The organism is Hydrogenophaga flava NBRC 102514 (genome assembly GCF_001571145.1).
Taxonomy (GTDB): Bacteria; Pseudomonadota; Gammaproteobacteria; order Burkholderiales; family Burkholderiaceae_C; genus Hydrogenophaga; species Hydrogenophaga flava.
Window position 1 is genome coordinate 1 of record NZ_BCTF01000042.1, and the last position, 22,246, is coordinate 22,246.

21 protein-coding genes are annotated in these 22,246 nt (G+C 69.7%); 14 read left to right on the forward strand and 7 right to left on the reverse strand.

Annotated elements, in window-relative coordinates:
- Positions 1-278: 278 nt before the first annotated feature.
- Together HFL01S_RS23570 and HFL01S_RS23575 are read left to right on the forward strand one after the other, a co-directional pair.
- The gene (locus tag HFL01S_RS23570; protein WP_066263558.1) at positions 279-2,180 is read left to right on the forward strand and encodes an ATP-binding cassette domain-containing protein; all 1,902 of its coding nucleotides are present in this window, start codon (positions 279-281) and stop codon (positions 2,178-2,180) included.
- A gap of 33 nt (positions 2,181-2,213) precedes the next feature.
- Entirely contained in the window at positions 2,214-4,376 is a 2,163-nt protein-coding gene (locus HFL01S_RS23575; RefSeq protein WP_066263561.1) for an ATP-binding protein, read from the forward strand.
- Here the strand turns inward: HFL01S_RS23575 and HFL01S_RS23580 are convergent.
- Positions 4,354-5,814 carry an aminotransferase-like domain-containing protein gene (locus HFL01S_RS23580; RefSeq protein WP_066263606.1) on the reverse strand — a complete coding sequence of 487 codons (1,461 nt, stop codon included), beginning with the start codon at positions 5,812-5,814 and terminating at the stop codon, positions 4,354-4,356. The genes HFL01S_RS23575 and HFL01S_RS23580 overlap by 23 nt on opposite strands.
- Positions 5,815-5,936: 122 nt before the next feature.
- On the opposite strand from HFL01S_RS23580, the gene HFL01S_RS23585 reads away from it, so the two are divergent.
- From HFL01S_RS23585 to HFL01S_RS23620, 8 genes are read left to right on the forward strand one after another with little or no spacing between them, the layout of a single operon-like run.
- Positions 5,937-6,587: a LysE family translocator gene (locus tag HFL01S_RS23585; protein WP_066263564.1), complete on the forward strand. Its 651-nt coding sequence runs from the start codon at positions 5,937-5,939 to the stop codon at positions 6,585-6,587.
- On the forward strand, positions 6,584-7,522 hold the full coding sequence (locus HFL01S_RS23590) for a DMT family transporter (protein ID WP_066263566.1): 939 nt from the start codon (positions 6,584-6,586) through the stop codon (positions 7,520-7,522). Before HFL01S_RS23585 ends, HFL01S_RS23590 begins: the two co-directional genes overlap by 4 nt.
- A complete protein-coding gene (locus tag HFL01S_RS23595) occupies positions 7,519-7,887 on the forward strand; it encodes a cupin domain-containing protein (RefSeq protein ID WP_084383606.1) in 369 nt (122 codons plus the stop codon). The genes HFL01S_RS23590 and HFL01S_RS23595 overlap by 4 nt, the downstream gene beginning before the upstream one ends.
- A gap of 29 nt (positions 7,888-7,916) precedes the next feature.
- Complete coding sequence (locus HFL01S_RS23600; protein WP_066263611.1) at positions 7,917-9,053, forward strand: aminotransferase-like domain-containing protein; 1,137 nt, start codon at positions 7,917-7,919, stop codon at positions 9,051-9,053.
- Positions 9,054-9,057: 4 nt separating this feature from the next.
- A complete protein-coding gene (locus HFL01S_RS23605) occupies positions 9,058-9,675 on the forward strand; it encodes a glutathione S-transferase family protein (RefSeq protein WP_066263568.1) in 618 nt (205 codons plus the stop codon).
- Positions 9,676-9,692: 17 nt separating this feature from the next.
- Positions 9,693-10,568, forward strand: coding sequence for a PhzF family phenazine biosynthesis protein (locus HFL01S_RS23610; protein WP_066263570.1), 876 nt, complete (start codon positions 9,693-9,695; stop codon positions 10,566-10,568).
- A gap of 37 nt (positions 10,569-10,605) precedes the next feature.
- Complete coding sequence (locus tag HFL01S_RS23615; RefSeq protein ID WP_066263573.1) at positions 10,606-11,097, forward strand: cupin domain-containing protein; 492 nt, start codon at positions 10,606-10,608, stop codon at positions 11,095-11,097.
- A 7-nt stretch (positions 11,098-11,104) separates the two neighbouring features.
- Positions 11,105-12,079, forward strand: coding sequence for a threonine dehydratase (locus tag HFL01S_RS23620; protein ID WP_066263613.1), 975 nt, complete (start codon positions 11,105-11,107; stop codon positions 12,077-12,079).
- 66 nt (positions 12,080-12,145) lie between these two features.
- On the opposite strand, the gene HFL01S_RS23625 is transcribed toward HFL01S_RS23620, so the two are convergent.
- Positions 12,146-14,485: a hybrid sensor histidine kinase/response regulator gene (locus HFL01S_RS23625; protein ID WP_066263575.1), complete on the reverse strand. Its 2,340-nt coding sequence runs from the start codon at positions 14,483-14,485 to the stop codon at positions 12,146-12,148.
- 180 nt (positions 14,486-14,665) lie between these two features.
- Here HFL01S_RS23625 and HFL01S_RS23630 point away from each other — a divergent pair, with 180 nt between their 5' ends.
- The gene (locus HFL01S_RS23630; protein WP_066263577.1) at positions 14,666-15,349 is read left to right on the forward strand and encodes a histidine phosphatase family protein; all 684 of its coding nucleotides are present in this window, start codon (positions 14,666-14,668) and stop codon (positions 15,347-15,349) included.
- Positions 15,350-15,433: 84 nt separating this feature from the next.
- On the opposite strand, the gene HFL01S_RS23635 is transcribed toward HFL01S_RS23630, so the two are convergent.
- Both HFL01S_RS23635 and HFL01S_RS23640 read right to left on the reverse strand, forming a co-directional pair.
- On the reverse strand, positions 15,434-16,267 hold the full coding sequence (locus HFL01S_RS23635; RefSeq protein WP_066263583.1) for a creatininase family protein: 834 nt from the start codon (positions 16,265-16,267) through the stop codon (positions 15,434-15,436).
- Between the two features lie 25 nt (positions 16,268-16,292).
- Complete coding sequence (locus HFL01S_RS23640; RefSeq protein WP_084383607.1) at positions 16,293-17,507, reverse strand: class I SAM-dependent methyltransferase; 1,215 nt, start codon at positions 17,505-17,507, stop codon at positions 16,293-16,295.
- A 121-nt stretch (positions 17,508-17,628) separates the two neighbouring features.
- On the opposite strand from HFL01S_RS23640, the gene HFL01S_RS23645 reads away from it, so the two are divergent.
- Complete coding sequence (locus tag HFL01S_RS23645; RefSeq protein ID WP_084383608.1) at positions 17,629-19,803, forward strand: protein-disulfide reductase DsbD family protein; 2,175 nt, start codon at positions 17,629-17,631, stop codon at positions 19,801-19,803.
- A gap of 42 nt (positions 19,804-19,845) precedes the next feature.
- Positions 19,846-20,469 (forward strand): thioredoxin family protein, encoded by a 624-nt coding sequence (locus HFL01S_RS23650; protein WP_066263589.1) that lies wholly within the window; start codon positions 19,846-19,848, stop codon positions 20,467-20,469.
- 30 nt (positions 20,470-20,499) lie between these two features.
- Here the strand turns inward: HFL01S_RS23650 and HFL01S_RS23655 are convergent, their stop codons facing one another.
- The 3 genes from HFL01S_RS23655 to HFL01S_RS23665 are packed head-to-tail and all read right to left on the reverse strand — an operon-like array spanning position 20,500 to position 21,495.
- Positions 20,500-20,775 carry a DUF2164 domain-containing protein gene (locus tag HFL01S_RS23655; protein ID WP_066263591.1) on the reverse strand — a complete coding sequence of 92 codons (276 nt, stop codon included), beginning with the start codon at positions 20,773-20,775 and terminating at the stop codon, positions 20,500-20,502.
- A 9-nt stretch (positions 20,776-20,784) separates the two neighbouring features.
- Entirely contained in the window at positions 20,785-21,267 is a 483-nt protein-coding gene (locus HFL01S_RS23660) for a CYTH domain-containing protein (RefSeq protein WP_066263596.1), read from the reverse strand.
- A 15-nt stretch (positions 21,268-21,282) separates the two neighbouring features.
- On the reverse strand, positions 21,283-21,495 hold the full coding sequence (locus HFL01S_RS23665; protein ID WP_066263600.1) for a DUF4287 domain-containing protein: 213 nt from the start codon (positions 21,493-21,495) through the stop codon (positions 21,283-21,285).
- 303 nt (positions 21,496-21,798) lie between these two features.
- Between HFL01S_RS23665 and HFL01S_RS23670 the strand changes: the two genes are divergently transcribed.
- Positions 21,799-22,002 (forward strand): hypothetical protein, encoded by a 204-nt coding sequence (locus tag HFL01S_RS23670; protein ID WP_066263603.1) that lies wholly within the window; start codon positions 21,799-21,801, stop codon positions 22,000-22,002.
- The last annotated feature ends 244 nt before the right edge of the window (positions 22,003-22,246 follow it).

Sequence of the window (22,246 nt, forward strand, 5' to 3'; positions counted from 1 at the left end):
AAAAATTTTAGGGTTAACCCGAAATTTTTCAAACTAATCGATGCAACCACTGGCACATCCTCTTTACCAACCTTGCTGTCTGCGTCGTGCAGTTCAGTTATCAGCGGAGCCTTGCAGTATACGACAGTTTTTTAGACGTTGTCAAAGCTGCGAAAAAATTCTTGCAGATGAGGTTGGCCAGCAACTTGAGCCAAGGCCTGTCCTGGGCACCTAGGCAGCCCGGCCTACAGGCGCTGACGATAATCCCCTGTTCAGCCCCCACTGACCCCCCTATATACATGGCGCTCATTACTCTGCAGGATGCCCAGCTGGCCTACGGCCATGTGGCCCTGCTCGATCACACCGACTTTGCACTGGAAAGCCAGGAGCGGGTCGGACTCATCGGCCGCAATGGCACAGGCAAGTCATCCCTGTTAAAAATACTGGCGGGACTGGAGAGGCCCGACGACGGCACGCTGCAGGTGCAAACGGGGCTGAGAGTCGCCTATGTCCCGCAGGAGCCGGATCTGGACCCGTCGGCGTCGGTGTTCGAGGCAGCCAGCCTGGGGCTGGCTGAAGCCCGCCAAGCCAGGGACCTCTACCTCAGCGGCGCGGAAGGACTGGACCTCGACTTGCTCCAGGGCAGGATTGAAGCACTGGACGCATGGAACTGGGAACAGCGGGTCGAGGAGACGTTACAAAGGCTCCATCTTGATGGCAGCCACACGGTGGGCCAGCTCTCCGGCGGCAACCGCAAGCGGGTGGCACTGGCCCAGGCACTGGTGAGCCGCCCCGATGTGCTGCTGCTGGACGAACCGACCAACCACCTGGACATGGACAGCATTGCCTGGCTGGAAGACCTGCTGCTGGAATACCGAGGCAGCGTGGTCACCATCAGCCACGACCGCGCCTTTCTTGACCGGGTGGTCACCCGCATGGTCGAGCTGGACCGGGGGCGGCTGCTGAGCTACCCGGGCAACTTCGCCCAGTACCAGACCCTCAAGGAAGAACAGCTGGCCCAGGAGGCCGTGATCAACGCCCGGGCCGACAAGCTGCTGGCCCAGGAGGAGGTGTGGATCCGCAAGGGCGTGGAGGCCCGTCGCACCCGTGCACAGGGGCGCATCACGCGGCTGGAGCGTCTGCGCGAACAGCGGACCCAGCGGCGCGACGCCGTGGGTCAGGTTCGGCTGGAGGTGGCCAGCGGGGGCGCCAGCGGCAAGATCGTCGCGGAGCTGGACCGGGTGTCCAAGTCGTTCCCCTCCGCCGATGGCGGCTCCCGCACCGTGGTGCGCGACTTCAGCGCCACCATCCTGCGCGGCGACAAGGTCGGTCTGATCGGCCCCAATGGCGCCGGGAAGACCACGCTGCTCAAGCTGATCCTGGGCGAACTGCCCCCCGACAGCGGCACCGTGCGGCAGGGCAGCCAGATCAGCGTGGCCTATTTCGACCAGTTGCGCGACCAGGTGAACCTGGACGCCACGCTGGAGGACTTCATCAGCCCGGGCAGTGAGTGGATCGAGATCGGCAACCGACGCACCCACGTCAAGAGCTACCTGAACGACTTCCTGTTTTCACCGGCCCGGGCCAACGCACCGGTGCGCACACTCTCCGGCGGCGAGCGCAACCGCCTATTGCTGGCGCGCCTGTTCGCGAGGCCGGCCAACGTGCTGGTGCTGGACGAACCGACCAACGACCTGGACATCGACACCCTGGAGCTGCTGGAAGACCTGTTGCAGCAGTACGAAGGCACGGTGTTCCTGGTCAGCCACGACCGGCGCTTTCTGGACAACGTGGTCACCAGCACCATCGTCAGCGAGGTCGATGGTGTCTGGCGCGAGTATGTGGGCGACGTGGAGGACTGGCTGACCCAGTCGGCGCGTGCGCAGGAGCTGCAGCGCCAGCGCGCGCCCGAACCGGCCGCCAAACCATCGGAAACGGCCATGGCAGCCACGGCTTCGGCCAGCGCCCCGGCAACGAGCAAACGCAAGCTCAGCTACAAGGAACAACGCGAGTTCGACGCCCTGCCCGCGAAGATCAAGGCGCTGGAGGAAGAGCAGGCAGCGATCGACAGCGCCCTGGCCGATGGCCAGCTGTTTGCCACCGATGCCGCCCGCGCGACTCAACTCAGCGCCCGACATGCCGAAATAGAGGAAGAATGGATGCAGGCCCTGGAGCGCTGGCAGGCGCTGGGCGGCACCTGAACCCCGGGCGACCGGCCGTCGCCCAGCACCGCCATGCCCGACATTCCCCAACGCCTCGCCCTGGATCTGCAACGCGCGCAGCAGGATCTCCAGCGCGAACGCGAGCGCACGCAAAAGCTGCTGGCGGAGCTGGACCGCCAGAACGCCGAGCTCGACCGCCTGCGCAGCTCGGTGCACCGCGAGTCGAACAGCCGCCTGCTGGCCGAAGAGGCGCTGGATGAAACGCGCGACCGGCTGCAGCTGGCCGTCGAGGCGGCCCGGCTGGCACTCTGGGACTGGCAACTGCCCACGCCCCAGGTGTTCCTCACAGCGCGCTGGGGCGAGATGCTCGGCGATATCGCCATGGAAGGCTGCTGGAGCATGGCCGACCTGCAGGCGCGCATCCACCCCGACGACCGCCAGGCGTTCGACGACGTGCACCGGCGGCTGCTGGCCAACGAGCTGCGGCACGCGGTGTCGCAGTACCGCGTCCGCACCAGCGACGGCTGGCTGTGGGTCGAGAACCACGCGATGGTGGCCGAGCACGACGCCCGTGGCCGTCCGCTGCGCCTGATGGGCACGCTGGCCGACATCGGCGGGCGCAAGCGCGCCGAGGCCGAGGGCGAACGGGCCCGCCAGCTGGCCGAGCAGGCGAGCCGGGCCAAGAGCGAGTTCCTGGCCAACATCAGCCACGAGGTGCGCACGCCGCTGAACGCCCTGATGGGCCTGACCCGGCTGCTGATGGACTCGCCGCTGAACCCGGAACAGAAGAACTGGCTGGAGCTGATGGACAGCTCGGCCCACGCCCTGCTGGGCCTGCTCAACGATGTGCTCGATCTCTCGCGCATCGAGGCCGGCAAGCTCAGCATCGAGCGGACGCGCTTTGACCTGCACGAGGTGCTGCAGGACGTGGGTGCGCTCTATGCCGAACAGGCCCGAGCCAAGCCGCTGAACTGGTCGCTGGACATGGCGCCCGGGCTGCCCCGGCACATGCAGGGCGACCCGGGGCGGCTGCGCCAGGTGCTGTCCAACCTGCTGTCCAACGCCCTGAAGTTCACCCCGCGTGGCGGGCGCATCTGCGTCACCGCCGATGTCGTCCACAACGGCACCGCCTCCCGGCTGCGCCTGCAGGTGCAGGACAGCGGCGTCGGCATCTCGCCCAAGCAGCAGGCCACCATCTTCGACGCCTTCACGCAGGCCGACGCCTCGACCGCGCGCCGCTTCGGTGGCAGTGGCCTGGGTCTGGCGATCTGTTCGCGCCTGGTGCGTCTGATGGGCGGTGAAATCGCCCTGGAGAGCGCGCTGGGCCAGGGCAGCACCTTCACGGTGACCCTGCCCCTGGAAGACGCGCCGGCCACCGACCACACGCCCCCGACCGCCCCCTCCGAGCTGGACGGGACGGCGCAGGCGGGCGACCGCTTCGCGGGACTGCGTGTGCTGGTGGCCGAAGACCACCCGGTCAACGAGTTGCTGATGCGCCAGCTGCTGCAGCGCCTGGGCTGCACCGTGCTGCTGGCGCGCGATGGCGAGCAGGCGGTGGCGCAATGGTCCCTGGGTGGCGTGGACCTGGTGCTGATGGACGTGCAAATGCCAGGCACCAATGGCCTCCAGGCCACGCAGCGCATCCGCGAGCTGGAAGCCGCACGCGGCCAGCCGCACACCCCCATCGTGGCGGTGACGGCCAACGCCATGAGCGGTGACCGCGACACCTGCCTGGCCGCAGGCATGGACAGCTACACACCCAAGCCCGTGGAGCCGCAGACTCTGATGCGGGCCATGGACGAGGCGCTGCGGCGTGCCTCGGGGCAGCCGGCGCCGGCAACCCCGCCGGCAGAGCCCCCGCCCGAACCCCACACACCCGCTGCTGCGGGCGCCCTGGATGTGGCCAAGCTGCGCCGCCGGCTGGACGGCGACGAAGACACCCTGCGCCAGCTGGCCCAGGCCATGCGGACCGACTTGGCCGAACGGCTGCGGCAGCTGGCCCGGGCCCTGCAGGCGCAGGACGCCGACCAGGCGGTCGCCCACGCCCACGGGCTCAAGGGCTCGCTGGGCAGCATGACGGCCGAGCGCGGTGCGCGGCTGGCCAAGGGCCTGGAGCTGGCGGCGCTGTCGCGCGACTGGCGCCTGTTCGAGCGCGCCCTGCCACTGATGCAGACCGAGGCACAGGCGCTGGACCAGGCCCTCGCCGCGCTGCTCAGCTCGCCACCAGGCGCCTGAACACCTTCCAGAACGCCGCATCCTGCGTGGTCGCGAAGTTGATGCGCATCAGCGTGGTGGGCGCGCGCGCCGCGTGGAACAGCGCCCCGGGCGCAATCAGGTAGTCCTCGTCCAGCATGCGCTGCGCCAGCGCCTCGGTGTCCACGCCCGTGTCCACCCAGCCGAACAGGCCCGAAGGCTCGGCCACGAAGCGGCAGCCCGCCGCCTGCGCCAGCTTCACGCTGCGGGTGCGGGCTGCGTCCAGCCGGGTGCGGATGCGCTCGGCGTGGCGGCGCAGCTGGCCGCTCTCGATGCAGTGCGCCAGCGCCCGCTCCAGCAGACTGGGCGTGGTCAGCGTGGCCAGCAGCTTGGTGTCCAGCAGACGCTCGGTCAGATCCGGCGGCGCCACCAGATAGCCCACGCGCCAGTTGGGCGCCAGGATCTTGGCGAAACCGCTGACGTAGATGGTGCGCCGCAGGCCGTCGAGCACGCTCATGCGGGTGGCGTGTTCGGGCGCGATGTGGCTGTAAGTGTCGTCCTCGACGATGTGGAAGTCGTGCTGCTGCGCCAGCTGCAGCACACGGTGCGCGCTGGCGGGCGAGAGACAGTAGCCCGTGGGGTTGTGCAGCACGCTCACGCTGACGAAGAGCTTGGGCGCGTGCGCCTCGCAGTAGCGCGCCATCACCGCCAGGTCGGGGCCGGCGGGTCCGCGCGGCACCGGCAGGATGCGCATGCCCAGCGCATCGAGCCGCGCGAACTCCACAGCCCAGCCCGGCTCTTCCACCATCACCGCGTCGCCCGGCTTGAGCAGGGTGCGGCTGACGATGTCCAGCGCGTGCGTGGCCCCCACGGTGGTGATGATCTGCGTCGGGTCGGCCGGCAGGCCGATGCCCTGCAGCCGCGCCGCCAGCACGCGGCGCAGGTGGCTGTCGCCCAGCGGTTCGCCGTAGCGCAGCGAGCTCTCGGCCAGCGCCTTCTGGCCGCTGACCTTGCGCACCGCCGCGGGCATGAAGGTCGACTCGAGCCACTCGGGCGGCAGCACCCCCATGCCGGGCTGGGGCTGGCTGCCACTGGGATGGAACATGCCGCGGATCAGCGTGGCGGCCGACAGCGGCGCGGCCATGCGCGGCGCAGCGGGTGCGACCGGGGCCGCGGCATCCGCATCGCGCAGAGGCGCCCGCTCGCGCACGAAGAAGCCCCGGTGGGGCCGGGCCTCCACCAGGCCCTGGGCCAGCAGCAGGTCGTAGGCCGCCACCACGGTGGACGGGTTCAGACCGTGCTGGGCTGCGCACTGGCGCACGCTGGGCAGGCGCGCGCCCGGGGCCAGCAGGCGGTCGCGGATGCGGGCGGCAAAGCGCTCGGCCAGCTGCTCGGTGAGTGTCTGGGCAGCGGTCCGGGTCAGCGCCGCGACCGCCGGGACGTCCGGCGCGGCGTCTCTGGAATCCTTGCTATGGAACATGCGGTGTATGGCCTTCATGAACCACACAGATTCGCTCCGTGACCCGGCCATCTGTATGGTTTGTGTATGGCCCGCAAGGATAAAGTGCATCGCATGTCCCCACAAGCCCCCACGGTGCAGCCATGACCGCCAGCGAGTTCAGTGCCCTGCTGGTGCTGGCCACGGCCACCAGCTTCACGCCCGGCCCCAACACCACACTGTCCACCGCACTGGCGGCCAACGGCGGCCTGCCGCGCGCGCTGCGCTTCATCGCCGCAGTGCCGGTGGGCTGGGGCCTGCTGTTCACGCTGTGCGCTGCGGGCGTGGGTTCGCTGGTGGTGGCGGTGCCGGCGCTGCGCTGGGCCATCCTGCTCGGCGGCACCGGCTACCTGCTGTGGCTGGCACGGCGGCTGTGGGGCAGCCGCTCGCTCAGTTCGGTGGACAGCTCGCGGCTGAACGTGGGCTTCTGGCAGGGCGTGGGCCTGCAGTTCCTCAACATCAAGGCCTGGATGCTGGCGCTGTCCATCGTCGCCGGCTGGATCGCCGGCCAGGCCGACGCGCCGCAGCGCTTCGTCTCGGTGCTGCCGGTGCTGCTGGCTTTCGCGTTTTTCAGCAACCTAAGCTACGCGCTGGTCGGCTCGCTGCTGCGCCACTGGCTGGCCGGGCCGGTGGTGAACGGGCAACCCACGGGGGCACGGCTGCTGGTGTTCAACCGGCTGATGGCGCTGGCCCTGGTGCTCACCGCGGCCTGGATGCTGCTGGGTGGCGCGGGACTTCAAGGCAACGCAGCATGAACCACAGCACGGCACTGCCTTCTGCCCGCATGAGCGACGCCACCCTCGGTCTCTGGCTGGGTCTGGTCGGCGTGGTGGTGTTTGGCCTCACCCTGCCCATGACGCGGCTGGCCACCGGCACCGCCGACGCGCCCCAGCTCTCCCCCTGGTTCGTGACCTGGGCGCGCGCCGCGCTGGCGGGTGGCCTGTCGGCCATCTACCTGCTGGCCACGCGCTCGCGCCTGCCCACCACCGCCGAACGCGGGCCCTTGCTGCTCTCGCTGGCGGGCAACGCCATCGGCTACCCGCTGCTGCTGGGCTGGGCGCTGCGGCACGTGACGGCCAGCCACGCCGCCGTCATCACCGCCCTGCTGCCGCTGGCCACCGCCGCCGTCGCCGCCTGGCTGATGCACCAGCGCGCGCGGCTGGGTTTCTGGCTGTTCGCGGTACTGGGCAGTGCCCTGGTGGTGATCTACAGCCTGGTCCGCGCGGCGCAGGCGGGCCACGGCTTCGGTTTCGAATGGGCCGACGCGCTGCTGGTCGGCGCGGTGCTGGCTGCGGCGCTGGGCTATGTGGGCGGCGCACGGGTCACGCCCACGCTGGGCGCCGAGCGCGTGATCAGCTGGGTCTGCGTCATGGCCCTGCCGCTGACCATCCCCGGCGCATTGCTGACCTGGCCCGAACAGCCCATCGCGTTGTCGGCCTGGCTGGCGCTGGTCTACGTGGGGGTGTTTTCCATGTGGGCCGGCTTCTTCGCCTGGTTCCGCGGGCTGGCCCTGGGCGGCGCACTGCGCGTGAGCCAGACGCAGCTGCTGCAACCCTTCGTCAGCATCCTGGCCGCCGTGCCGCTGCTGGGCGAATCGCTGGACCTGATCACGCTGGGCTTTGCCCTGGCCGTGGTCACCACCGTCTTCATGGGCCGGCGCATGTCCGCACCACCACAAGGCCCGCGATGAACAGCGCACCGCTCAAAGCAGACTTTCAGGCGCTGCTGGCCGCGCTGCCGCAGCCCGCGAGCGGCCACTACCCGCAGGGCACGCCCTTCGTGCAGGCCCTGGCCCACGGCAGCCTGAACGTGGAGCTGTTCGCGCCCGCCACCTCGCAGCTCGGTCGCGACATCCAGCAGCCCCACACGCAGGACGAGCTGTACGTGGTGCAGCGCGGCCGCTCGGGGCTCTGGCGCGACGGCCAGACCGAGACCGTGGGGGCCGGCGATATCCTGTTCGTCCCCGCGGGCGTTGCGCACCGCTTCGAAAACTTCAGCCCCGACTTTGTCACCTGGGTCGTGTTCTACGGCCCCATCCACGGAGAAAAACCTTGACCTGGACCCTCGCAAAACGCGCCCACAAGATGAACCCTTCGGTGATCCGCGAGATCCTCAAGGTTACCGAGAAGCCCGGCATCATCAGCTTCGCTGGCGGCCTGCCGTCACCCAAGACCTTCCCTATCGAGGCCTTTGCCGCCGCCTGCGCAGCCGTGCTCCAGAACGACGGCCAGGCCGCGCTGCAGTACGCCGCCAGCGAGGGCCTGCTGGCTCTGCGCGAGTGGATCGCAAACCAGCTGCCCTGGGATGTGAGCCCGGACCAGGTGCTCATCACCACCGGCAGCCAGCAGGGCCTGGACCTGGTGGCCAAGGTGCTGATCGACGAGGGCAGCACGGTGCTGGTGGAAACGCCCACCTACCTGGGCGCGCTGCAGGCCTTCACGCCGATGGAGCCGACCATCGTGAGCGTGAACAGCGACGACGAAGGCATCGACGTGGCCGACCTGGCCAGGAAGGCGCCGGGCGCGCGCTTCCTCTACGTGCTGCCCAACTTCCAGAACCCCACAGGCCGCACCATGAGCGAGGCGCGCCGCCAGGCCCTGGTGGACGCCGCACAGGCCGCCGGCCTGCCGATCATCGAAGACAACCCGTATGGCGACCTGTGGTTCGACCAGCCGCCGCCCCAGCCGCTGACCGCACGCAACCCCGAAGGCGGCATCTACCTGGGCTCGTTCTCCAAGGTGCTGGCCCCCGGCCTGCGCCTGGGCTACATGGTGGCGCCCAAGGCCATCATGCCCAAGCTCCTGCAGGCCAAGCAGGCGGCCGACCTGCACAGCCCGACGTTCAACCAGCGCATGGTGGCCGAAGTGCTCAAGGATGGCTTCATCGACCGCCACGTGCCCACCATCCGCGCGCTCTACAAGCACCAGTGCGAGGTGATGCTGGCGGCGCTGAAGACGGAGATGGCCGATCTGGACGTGCAGTGGAACTCGCCCGTGGGCGGCATGTTCCTGTGGGCGCGACTGCCCGAGGGCGTGCATGCGGTGGACCTGCTGCCCAAGGCCGTGGACAAGGGCGTGGCCTTCGTGCCCGGCGCCGCGTTCTACGCCGACCAGGGCGACCCGCGCACCATGCGCCTGTCGTTCGTGACGGCGAGCGAAGAGCAGATCCGCATCGGCATCAAGGCGCTGGCCGACGCCATCCGCGAAGCTGTGAAAGGCTGAAGCCATGCTGCGCATCTGGGGCCGGCTGAGTTCGATCAATGTGCGCAAGGTGGTGCTGTGCGCCCAGGTGCTGGGCGTGCCGTTCGAGCGCATCGACGCCGGCCTGAGCCACGGCGTGGTGAACACGCCGGACTACCGCGCCAAGAACCCCAACGGCCTGGTGCCGCTGCTGGAAGACGGCGACTTCACGCTCTGGGAGTCGAACGCCATCGTGCGTTATCTGTGTGCACGAGAAGCGTCACCGCTGTACCCGCAAGACCTGCAGTGCCGCGCCGACGCCGAGCGCTGGATGGACTGGCAGCAGACCACACTCAACCCGGCCGGCAGCCCCGGCTTCAAGCAGCTGATCCGCACGCCCGAGGCGCAGCGCGCCCCGGCCGTGATCGCGGCGTCGGTGGCGGCCACCGAGCCGCTGTTCGCACAGCTCGACGAGCACCTGGCGCGCCAGCCCTTCATGGCCGGCGAGGCGCTGACCATGGCCGATATCCCCATCGCCTGCGAGGTCCACCGCTGGTGGGGCCTGCCGCAGCCGCGCCCCGCCTGGCCGCATCTGGAGCGCTGGTACGCGCAGTGGCTGGCCCTGCCCGCCAGCCGCGGCGTGCTCGACCTGCCCCTGTCCTGACCCCACGGAGAGCCTTCATGCAGCAACGCCCCTTCAAACAGGTGGACGTGTTCACCACCACACCCTACCGCGGTAACCCGCTGGCGGTGGTGCTGGACGGCAGCGGCCTCTCGACCGAGGCGATGCAGCACTTCACGAACTGGACCAACCTGTCGGAGTGCACCTTCCTGCTGCCACCCACGGACGAAGGCCGCGCGAACGGCGCCGACTACCGCGTGCGCATCTTCTGTCCGGGGCGCGAGCTGCCGTTTGCCGGCCATCCCACGCTGGGCAGTTGCCACGCCTGGCTCGAAGCCGGTGGCGTGCCGCGCGGTGAACACGTGGTGCAGGAATGTGGCGTGGGCCTGGTGAAACTGCGCCGCGACGGCGACCGCTTGGCCTTTGCCGCGCCCCCGCTGATCAAGAGCGGCCAGCTGGAAGAAGCCGATGTTCAGCTCATCGCCCGCGGCCTGGGTGTGGCGCGCGATGACATCACCGCGCACGCCTGGTGCGACAACGGCCCCAACTGGCGCGGCGTGATGCTGCGCAGCGCGGAGCAGGTGCTGGCTTTGAAGCCCGATGCAGCGGTGCTGGCCGGGCTGGACATCGGTGTGGTGGGTCCGCGCGGCAAGGTCGGCGTGGTCGGGCCGCAAGACACGGGCGACACGCAGTTCGAGGTGCGAGCCTTCTTCCCCGGCAACAACGGCCTGACCGAGGACCCGGTCACCGGCAGCCTGAATGCGGCGCTGGCGCAGTGGCTGATCGGCGCCGGCCTGGCGCCCGAGCGCTACGTGGCCGCGCAAGGTACGGCCCTGGCGCGCGAGGGCCGGGTGCACATTCAACGCGACGCCGACGGCACGATCTGGGTCGGCGGCGCATCGGTGACCTGCGTGGAAGGTCGCGTGCGCCTCTGATCCCCACGTGGTGGCGCAATCCCGAAGGAGGTGGTTCATGAGCGACACAAAGAACCCCGGCACCCCGGCGGCCGTGGCCGCCCGCGAGGTTCCGGTGCGCAGCAAGCCCTCGGTCTACCCCGAGCCCTTCGCCTCGCGCATGGCAGGCCGCGAGAAGCGCGCCCTGGGTGAGCGGTTCGGCCTGACGAACTTCGGCGTCAACCTCACCACACTGCGACCCGGCGCCGCGTCCAGCCTGCGGCATGCACACACCCGGCAGGACGAATTCATCTACGTGCTGGCCGGCACCCCCACCCTGCACACGAACGCTGGGTCCCAGGTGCTGCAACCGGGCGACTGCGCCGGTTTCAAGGCCGGCACGGGCGATGCCCATCGACTGACCAACGACAGCGACGAAGACGTGCTCTATCTGGAGGTCGGTGACAGGACGCCCGGCGACGAGGGGCACTACCCGGACGACGACCTGAAGGCCGAGCAGCACGATGGACAGTGGAGATTTCTGCACAAGGACGGCACCCCCTATGCCTGAGCCCGCCATGACGACGACCCTGCCCACCCTTGCCGACATCGAAGCCGCCGCCCAGGTCGTCTACCGCAGCTTCCCGCCCACGCCGCAGTACCGCTGGGGCCTGCTGAGCGAACGGCTGGGCACCGGCTGCTGGCTCAAGCACGAGAACCACACGCCAGTGGGCGCCTTCAAGATCCGGGGCGGGCTGACCTATTTCGACCAGCTGCAACAGCGCGGCGAGTGGCCGCGCGAGGTGATCAGCGCCACGCGCGGCAACCACGGCCAGAGCATCGGCTGGGCGGCGCGCGAACACGGCGTGCGCTGCACCATCGTCGTGCCGCGCGGCAACTCGGTGGAGAAGAACGCGGCCATGCGCGCGCTCGGCGTCGACCTGATCGAACACGGCGACGACTTCCAGGAAAGCCGCGAGCACGCGATGCGGCTGGCGGCCGAACGCGGTGCCCACATGGTGCCCAGCTTCCACCGCGACCTGCTGCGCGGCGTGAGCACCTACTGGTGGGAATTCTTCAAGGCGGCGCCGCAGGTCGACGTGGTCTATGTGCCCATTGGTCAGGGTTCGGGCGCGTGTTCGGCCATCGCCGCGAAACAGGCCCTGGGCCACCGCGCGCGCATCGTCGGCGTGGTCAGCGCGCACGCCACCACCTACGCCGACTCCGTCGCGGCTGGGCAGGTGGTGGAAGCGCCGGTGACCACGCAGCTGGCCGACGGCATGGCCTGCCGCGTGGCCGACGCCGAGGCGCTGACGATCCTCGCACCGGCGCTGGACCACATCGTGAAGGTGACGGACGACGAGGTCGCCCAGGCCATGCGCGCCCTATTCGCCGATACCCACAACGTCGCCGAAGGCGCCGGCGCCGCCGCTTTCGCAGCCGCGATGCAGGAAAAAGAAACGCTGAGAGGCCTGAACGTCGGCCTCAGCCTCAGCGGTGGCAACGTGGACAGCGAACAGTTCGCCAAGGTTCTGTCCGGCGCACGTGCCTGATGCAAGGATGCGGTAGAACCGGCTTCGCCGGGCCACTCGCAACGCCCCCTGGGGGGTGACCCGCCGTCAGGCGGGGCGCGGGGGGGACACCAACCGTGCCACGACCTCGCAGAACGCCTCCACCGCGTCGGTCTTGAACACCACCTCGGTGACGCCCACCGCGGCCGCTTCGGCCTGCAGCTCATCGCTGATGTAGCCCGAGGCCACCGCCACCGGCAGGGCGGGGTTGATAGACAGCACCTCGCGCGCCACGTCGATGCCCGACATGCCGGGCATGTTGTAGTCCGTCATCAGCAGCTGGAAGCCCTGCGGCTGGGCGCGCACCGCATCGATCGCCTCCTGCTGGTCGCAGACCGCCGTGACCTTGTAGCCGCGGCGCTCCAGCAGCCGGCGCACCAGGAACACCAGGGTGTCGTCATCGTCCAGATACAGGATGTGGGCGGGGGCGGCGCTGGATTCTTCGGACATGGCTGGGGACTCCACTGAAATGGTGGCGGCGGGCGGCGACGGCTCGTCGCTGGGAATGGGGGCCATTGTGCCGCCATCAGAGAAGACCACTTCCGGTGCCGTTTCGGGTGCCGGCGGTTTGTCGGTGATGGCCGGGAAATACAGGGTGAAGGTGGTGCCTTCGCCCAGGCGGCTGTCGACCGTGATCGCGCCACCGTGGGCCTCGACAATGCCGAGCACCATCGGCAGCCCCAACCCCGTGCCCTGGCCCACGCCCTTGGTGGTGAAGAAGGGCTCGAAGATGCGCGCGCGCGTGGCGTCGTTCATGCCGCAACCGTCGTCGCTCACGGCGATGCGGACCGCGCCCGCGCCGCCGCGCCGGCAAGGCTCCTGCAGCGCCGGCGGCAGCGCCGGGTCGTCCAGCCCGACGGCATCGATCCGGAAACCGATCCGGCCCGCCCGCCCCTGCAGCGCGTGCACGGCGTTGGTCCCCAGGTTGAGCAGCACCTGCCCCAGCCGGGTCGGGTCGGCCAGGATGGCGTGGCCGTTCGGCGCCACCTCCTTGACCAGCTGGACGTTGGAGCCGATGGCGGTCCGCAGCAGACTGCAGGTTTCGGTGACGATGGTGTCGGGGCAGACCGGCGTGCGCGCCAGCGGCTGCTGGCGACTGAAAGCCAGGATCTGGCGCACCAGCTCGCGCCCGCGCCGCGCCGCACTGCTGATCTCGTGCAGGCTCTGGCGCGCCGGATTGCTTGGCGCCAGGTCCTGGCGCGCCAGGTCGGCATTGCCCAGGATCGCGGCCAGGATGTTGTTGAAGTCGTGCGCCACGCCACCGGCCAGCGTGCCCAGCGCCTCCATCTTCTGCGACTGCGCCAGCTGTTGCTCCAGAGCACGCTGCTGCTGCTGAATCTGGCGCAGCGCCGTGATGTCGACAAAGGTGAACACCACATGGCGCAGGCCGCCGATGGCGTCGTTCTCCGGATAGGCGTTGCACAGCGCCCAGCGCAGCTCGCCCGTGTCACCGGTGCGGATGCCGGCCACCACGTCGCTGACCGGCTGGCCGCTGGCCAGCACGCGCTCGAACGGTATTTCATGGCGCGGCATGCGCGCCCCGTTCTCGCCGAGCAGCTGCCAGTCCGGTATCTGCGGAAGGGAACCGGGGTCGTCGCTGTCACCGGGCCAGCCGAAGAAGCGCCGCGCCGCACGGTTGGCTGAGACGATGTGCTGATCGGCCTCGAACACCACCACGCCTGCCCCCAGATTGCTCACCAGCGCGCGCGAATCGGCAGCCCGCTCTGCCATGGCCAGACGGGCCTGGTCGGCCTCCTGCCGCAAGCGCAGCGAGACCAGTGCGCTGAACAGCAGCACGCGCAGGAACTTGGTCATCAGGAACACAAGGATGAAACCGGCCGCGACACTGTCCAGCGCCCGGCTGGCGAACACCACCCAGCCCGAGACCGCGAGCAGCAGCACCAGCTCGAACGCGGTGAGCAGGGCCAGCGCCCGGTACTCCGGCGCGAGGCCCGGGGTGCGCTCGCGCAACAGGTCGTGCAGCACCAGCGCCGCCAGCACGACCATGGTCAGGGCATAGACCATCTGGTGGCCCGAGGGGTCATCCCCGCGCATCGCCAGGCCCACCTGCAGCACCAGTTGCAGCGCCAGCAAAGCAGTCAGCGTCCGCCAAGGCATGGTCCGCCGGAGGTAGGCTCGCAGGCCGATCCATGCGCAGGCGTGGGAGCCAAACAGCATGACGCCGGCCAGTCCGGCCGCGAACGCATTGCCGCCACCAATGCGCGCCATCATCAACAGCGAACCGACAATGCTCAGCACCGCACCGAGCGACCACCATCCCGGACCTCCGATGCCGGGATAGCGGCGCATCTGGCCCCAGAAGGCCACGGCGATGAGGGCGTCCACGCCCAGCCGCACGAGCAGAAGCGTGGGCAGGTCAGGCAACATGAGCCATTGGCGGGACAGACATAGCGCTCATTGAAGCACGACCGGAGGCCCAAGGTTCGTGTCAAAACGAACGGAAATGGCCGCCATTTCCGGCTTGAGCCAACCAGCGTGGCGCCTGCGCGACCCGCAGTCGCTGCGGGGACAAAGTCCGGACGCGGGCTGCGCCCAGAATTCCGGCCCATGGGAACCCTCTATCTCGTGCGCCACGGCCAGGCCTCTTTCGGCGCCGCCGACTACGACCAGCTCAGCGACCTGGGCCAGCGCCAGAGCGAGCGCCTGGGCCGCTACTGGGCCGAGCGCGGACTGCGCTTCGACGCGGTCATCACCGGCACGCTGCGCCGCCACGCCCAGACCTGGGCCGGCATCGCGCGCGGCGCCGGGCTGGACCTGCCGCCCACCGAATGGCCGGGGCTCAACGAGTACGACAGCGGCGCGGTGATCCGCGCCATCCTGCCGCGGGGACAGGAGGTCGCGCTGGGCGACCCGCACAGCCCCGAGGGCTACAAGGCGCATTTCCGGCTGCTGCGCGACGGCCTGCGGCAGTGGATGGCCGGCACCATCAGCCCCGAGGGTATGCCCGCCTACACCGACTTCGTGCACGGCGTGACCAGCGCGCTGGAGCATGTGCGCGCGCACCACGCGGGGCAGCACGTGCTGCTGGTTTCCAGCGGTGGCCCGATTGCCACCGCCGTGGGCCATGTGCTGGGACTGAGCCCGGACGCCACCATCGACCTGAACATGCGCATCCGCAACAGCGCGGTGACCGAGTTCCAGTTCAACCCCAAGCGCCACCACCTGCTGACCTACAACACGCTGCCGCACCTGGACAGCGCTGCACATCGGGATTGGGTGACGTATGCGTAACCCCCCTGCGCCGCTTCGCGTCTTCCCCCCAGGGGGACCGCACCAGTGGCCCGGCAAAGCCGGTTCCACGGTGCGCGCTGGACTCTAGGAAAAGGCTGTCTGCTCGCGCAGCGTGTCGGGCGGCAGCCGGTCGATCTCCGCCAGCGCCTGGGCCAGCGCCCGGCCGGCCGCATCCAGCAGCGCGCGGCCTTTCTCGGCCGTGGCCGCCGCGGCGTTGCCCACCGCGCCCTGCGGGTTGTAGTCCTGCATCATCCAGCCGAGCTTGGCGCTGCTGCCGTTGCCCAGCGTGGCAAACCGTTCGGCCCGGTCTTGCGAGGTCGAACGGAAATACTCGGCCTTGTCCATGCGCACGCGCTGCGGGTGCAGCGCCAGCATCATCGAGGTCTCGATCTCGCCGGCGTGGATGCCGAAGCGGTGTTCGTCGGCGCTGAACAGCGCGTTCACGTCGTTCCCGGCCGCGTCGCGCAGCGGCAGGTTGAACCAGTTGATGCTGTAGACCAACATGCCCAGCCGGGCCCGCAGGTCGCGCGCCACCAGGTCCAGCGCCCCCACCTGGCCGCCGTGGCTGTTGAGCAGCACCAGCTTCTTCACGCCGCTGGCCGCCACGGCCTCGCCGATCTCGGTCCAGACGCGGATCAGGGTCTCGGCCTTGAGCGTGAGCGTGCCGGCAAAGCGGGTGTGCTCGGGGGAAAAGCCGATCGCCTGGGTCGGCAGGAACAGCGCCGGCAGGTCGGCCGGCAGGTGCGGCAGCGCCGCCGCCACCACGCCGTTGACGATGTCGGTGTCCACCGACAGCGGCAGGTGCGGACCGTGCTGTTCGGTCGCGGCCACCGGCAGCACCGCGATGGCGCGCTCGCGGTTCAGCGTGGCGAAGTCGGCGGTGGACAGGTCGGACCAGTGGCGGATCGGGGCGTTCATGTGCCGGAGTGTAGGCCCGCGGGTGTCAGGGGTACATCCAGCGCCGGGACCAGGGCAGGCCCTGCGCCGACTGGCCCGCCGGCCGGCACAGCACCTGGTAGAGCGCCACCTCGTCGTGCTCGAAGGCCCAGGCGCAGCCGGCCAGGTAGATGCGCCAGATGCGCCAGCGCGTCTCGTCCACCAGCGGCCGGACCTGCGCCGCGTGCGCCTCGAAACCCTCGCTCCACAGCTGGGTGGTGCGCTGGTAGTGGCGGCGCAGGTTCTCCACGTCCAGCGCCTCCAGCCCGCCCTCCTGCAGGGTGCGCAGCACGGTGCCGATGTGCGGCAGCTCGCCGCGCGGGAACACGTAGCGGTGGATGAACTGGCCGCCGCCGTGGCTCGTCTCGCCGTCGTGCGCGTCGGTGCTGGTGATGCCGTGGTTCAGGGCCCAGCCGTCGGGTTTGAGCAGTTCGCGGATGCGGCCGAAGTACGCCGCCAGGTGGTCCAGCCCCACGTGTTCGAACATGCCCACGCTGGTGATGCGGTCGAACGGGCCGTCGGCCACGTCCCGGTAGTCCTGCAGCCGGATCTCGACCCGGTCCTGCAGCCCAGCGGCGCGCACCCGCTCGGTCGCCAGATCGAACTGGTTCTGCGACAGCGTCACGCCCACGCAGCGCGCACCGAACCGCTGCGCCGCCCGCAGCACCAGCGCGCCCCAGCCGCAGCCGATGTCCAGCAGGCGCTGGCCCGGCGCCAGCCGGATCTTGCGCAGGATGTGGTCGATCTTTTTCTCCTGCGCCTGGTCCAGCGTCTCGTCGCCCTGCTCGAAATAGGCGCACGAATAGACCATGCCCTCGCCCAGCCAGGGGCGGTAGAAGTCGTTCGACACGTCGTAGTGGTACTGGATCGCCTCGCTGTCGCTCTCGCGCGTGTGGCCGAAGCGCCGGCGGATGCGGCCGAGCAGGCCGCTGGTCGGCTGGGCGCTGGCCGCCAGCCCATGGGCCACCTCGACGATGTCGGACAGCAGCCCGTCCACATCGACCAGGCCCTCGACATAGGCCTGGCCCAGGGTGTCCAGCCCGGGTTCGATCAGCAGCGGCCAGGCCGCCGCCCCGTGCACCCGGACCTCGACGGTCGGCGCCTCGCCCAGCGCAACCGTGGACGCACCGTCCGCCCCCCAGCGCAGGCGCACCGGCACGTTGGCCTCGCGCCGCACCCGCTCGGCCCAGCGCTGCAGTGCCCGCTCTGTCATCGAACCCATGGCGTGTCTCCCCGTGAGGACAACGCCCGGGTTGTAACATTTGCCGGCCGCTGCCGCACCCCTTGAGGAACTTGGCGCGCCCGGCGCCCTCCTACCTCGGCGCCTTTCCTCCCCTTCCCCCATGCGTTCACTGCCTGCTGTCCTCGCCCTCCTGTTGCTGCCCCTGGCGGGCTTCGCCCAGAACCTGCTCGGCGGCGATGCCACCGTGGTCAAGACCGACCAGGTGCGCGCCGAGCTGCTGGCCCACGCGCCCGAAGGCGCCGCGCCGGGCGCCAAGGTCTGGGTCGGCCTGCAGCTGACCCACGCGCCCGAGTGGCACACCTACTGGAAGAACTCCGGCGACTCGGGCCTGCCGACCGATCTGCAGTGGACCCTGCCGCCCGGCGTGACAGCGGGCGAGATCGCCTGGCCGACGCCGCGCAAGTTCCCCATCGGCCCGCTGGCCAACTACGGCTACAACGGCACGGTGCTGCTGCCGGTGCCGCTGACAGTCTCGCCCGAATTCCAGGGCCAGCAGCTCGACGTGAAGCTGCAGGCGGCGTGGCTGGTCTGCCGCAAGGAGTGCATCCCCGAGGAAGGCTCGTTTTCGCTGCGCATCCCGGCCATGGGCTCAACCGGGCTGAACGGCGCCGCTTTCGACGCCGCCTTCAACGCCGCGCCCAAAGACCAGGCCGCCGCCGACAGCGCGCTGGCGCCCGAGACCGGTTTCCTGAACGTCTCGCTCGACGCCCTGCCCGCCGCCTGGAAAGGGCAGAAGCTGGAGTTTTACCCCGAGCCCACCGGCCTGATCGACCCCGGTGCACCCTGGACCCAGGCCTGGGACGGCGCGCGCTGGACTGCGAAGCTGCCGCTCTCGGCCCAGCGCGGCGACAGCCCGTCCGAAGTGGCCCTGGTGGTGGCGCAGGCCGACGCGCCCGGCGAAGGCCCGGGCCTGGCCGGCGTGCGCATGAAGGTGCCGGTGCAAGGCGCCTGGCCGCCAGCGGCGGCCCTGCCCGCCGCGGCCGGCGTCTCGCCCGCGCTGCAGGCGGCGCTGGACGCCAACGCCGCCCGCGCCGCCGTCGCACCGGCGACCGGGGCCTCGCCGCTGATGCTGGGCGCTGCGCTGCTGGGCGCACTGATCGGCGGCCTGATCCTCAACCTCATGCCCTGCGTGTTCCCGGTGCTGGCGATCAAGGTGCTGGCCTTCGCCAAACATGCGGATGACCGCGCCGCCCACCGCCGCTCGGGTCTGGCCTACACAGCCGGTGTGGTGGTGTCCTTCCTGGCGCTGGGCGGCCTGTTGCTGGCGCTGCGCGCGGCCGGTGAACAGCTGGGCTGGGGCTTCCAGCTGCAGAGCCCGGCCGTGGTGGCCGGGCTGGCGGTGCTGTTCACGCTGATCGGCCTGAACCTGGCGGGGCTGTTCGAATTCGGCAGCGTGCTGCCGTCCGGCCTGGCCAGCCTGCAGGCGAAGAACCCGACCGCCGACTCGTTTCTGACCGGGGTGCTGGCCGTCGCCGTGGCCTCGCCCTGCACCGCGCCGTTCATGGGCGCCTCGCTCGGCCTGGCCGCCACGCTGCCCGCCGCGCAGGCGCTGGCGGTGTTCGGCGTGCTCGGCCTGGGCATGGCCCTGCCCTACCTGGCCGCCAGCTGGTGGCCGGCGATTGCGCGCGCGCTGCCGCGCCCAGGCGCCTGGATGGCGCGTTTCCGCCAGTTCATGGCCTTCCCGATGTTCGCCACCGTGGTCTGGCTGCTGTGGGTGCTGGGCCAGCAAAGCGGCATCGACGGCGCGGCCGCGCTACTGATGCTGCTGCTGGCGCTGGCGCTGCTGGTCTGGTCGCTCGGGCTGTCGGGCAGGGGACGCGTGGTGCTGGGTGGCCTGTCGGCCGCGGCCCTGGTGTGGCTGGGCGCGGCCGTCGGCCCGAACGTGACGCGGCTGCAGGACAGTGGCCCAGCCGCCGCCGAAACAGGCGTGCAGGGCGTGAGCTGGCAACCCTGGAGCGCCGACAAGGTGGCCGCGCTGCAGGCCGAGGGCCGGCCGGTGTTCGTCGACTTCACCGCCGCCTGGTGCGTCACCTGCCAGTTCAACAAACGCAACGCGTTGGCCGACGAGGGCCTGCTGCAGGACATGGCGGCAAAGAACGTCGCCCTGCTGCGCGCCGACTGGACGCGCCGCGACCCGGCCGTGACCACGGCGCTGGCGCAGCTCGGCCGCAACGGCGTGCCGGTGTATGCGATCTACAAGAGCGGCCAGCCGCCGGTGGTGCTGACCGAGGTGCTGAGCGTGGGGGAGGTCAAGTCCGTGCTGCAGGGGCTCTGACCCCGCAGCGTCGCCGTTTCAATCACCGACCGGAGATTCACGATGCAACGACGCCCCTTCCTCACCAGCCTCGCCGCCCTGGGCTCCGCCGCCCTGCTACCCCGCCTGGCCCAGGCCGCCGCCGCGGTGGGCCAGCCGGCGCCCGATTTCCGCCTCACCGACACCGCCGGCCAGGCCGTCAGCCTCTCGCAGTTCAAGGGCAAGACAGTGGTGCTCGAATGGAACAACCCGGGCTGCCCCTTCGTGCGCAAGCACTACAACGGCAACATGCAGTCGCTGCAGAAGGACTTCACGCAGAAGGGCGTGGTCTGGCTGGCGGTCAACTCGACCGAAACCCAGAGCGCCGACTACCTCGAACCCGAGAAGCTGGCGCGCTGGATGCGCGACAAGGGCGCCAGCCCGACCGCGACGCTGATGGACGTCGACGGCAAGGCCGGCACCGCCTTCGGCGCCCGCGTCACGCCGCACATTTACATCGTCAATGCGCAGGGCCTGCTGGTCTACGCGGGCGGTATCGACAGCATCCCGTCGGCGCGCGAGTCCGACATCCAGAAGGCCACCAACTACGTGCGCCAGGGCCTGACCGAGCTGCTCGCGGGCAAGCCGGTCAGCGTCGCCACCAGCCAGGCCTACGGCTGCAGCATCAAGTACAAGAGCGCGGCCTGAAGAGCACGGCCTGAGCCCCGCCCGCGGCGCTCACTTCTTCCCGCGGGTGCCGCGCTCGTATTTGCGCCAGTAGGCGAATTCGTCCTCGTGGACCTCCAGGTCCAGTTCCGACACGCGCTGCTGCAGCCGCTCCTGCACGTCGGCCACGGCCTTGTTGTAGACCACCGGGCCGATCTCTTCGAGGAAGAAGCCGAGCAAGCCGCCCGCGGCGATGTTGCCGATGGGCTCGTCCATGTGTTCGCGGAAGTAGCGCTCGATGGACTGGATGGCCTGGGCGCGCTGGTCCTTGGGCAGTTCGATGGGCATCGGTCTCTTTCAGTCGCTGGCGCCTGCCGCACCGCGCCATTGGCTGAACGGGTGGGTGGCCAGGTTGGAGTTGAAGTAGCGGTGATCATGCGTCACCTCCCCGCCCACCCAGGGCGGCAGGTCGACGGCCTGGTCCTCGCTCGCCAGCTCCACCTCGGCCACCACCAGTCCCGCGTTGTCGCCCAGGAACTCGTCCACCTCCCACAGCAGACCGCCAAAGGCCACGCGGTGGCGGACCTTGTCGATCAGCGGCCCGTCGCACAGGCCCAGCAGGGCCTCGGCGTCGGCCAGCGGGACCGGGTATTCGAACTCCGCGCGGCTGGCCCCGGTCGTCGCGCCCTTGATGGTCAGGAAGGCCCGCGGCCCGGCGATGCGCACCCGCACCGTGCGCGCCTTGTCGCGGTTGAGGTAACCCTGCACGATGCGCTGGCCGTCGGGGCTGCGCCAGGCGGTGCCGGTGACGAGGAATTTGCGTTCGATTTCGGTGGGCATGGGTATGGTCGGGGGCTACTTCTTCTGGGCCAGGTGCCAGGCCACCAGCGCGTTGGCGTGCCCATGACCCATGGCGTGATCGGCCTTGAGCAGCGCCACCAGTTCCATGTGCTTGCGCTCACCCGCCTGGGCGAGGATTTTCATCCAGTGTTCGATGGGCTGGCCGTACTTCTTCTCGATGGAAGGGAAGTACGAGGCCGGGCCCTTGACGCTTGTTTCTGTGGCCATCGCTTGCTCCTGTGGGTGGTTGTCAGACACGACGAACGGCGCCGCGCCTTTTCGACACCGGCCCGGAGGACGAACCCGTACGCGGCACGCCCCGTCAGGGCTGCTGTTCCGCAGCAGAGACTGTGGCCTCGCGCGACAAAAGAGACGGAAACCCGATTTTTGAACGCCATTTCACCCTTTTCAGTGGCGCAGATGCGCCGAAGATTCAGGTGTGCCTTTGCAGGGCGACCGAAGGCATATGGGCCAGATCAGAGCCGTTCTGGTTCAGCGACTGGACATCGTCGCCCGGAATTGGGGTTCGTCATGATGACTCAACTCAACACACCGGCGCATCAGCTGAGGTTTGCCTCGCTGTTCGACCCCGGCCGCGGAATCGCCATTCCGTGCGACGCCAGCGGCGAAGTGCAGATGGACGAACTGACCGAGCGCCTGCGGAACGCCTACCTTGGCGCACGCGCGCTGGTCGGCCGGGAGTACGCGTATCCCGTGGTCGAGACGCTGCACTGACCAGGTTTTTGCCGATGACAGCGTGGGCAGGCCCACCGGGCTCCTCCTACACCGCGCTGCGCCGATAGCGCTTCCGGTAGCTTGCCTGCCGCTTGCGGCGATGCGGTGACACAGATTCTTGTGGCGCCACGGACCACCAACGAGTCCACAACGGACGCTGGATGACGACTGCGGGTGTGCTTTACCCCAAGGCCTCCAGTGTCAGGCTCTTGCTGTTGAGGGGGAGTCCATATAGGAACGGCTA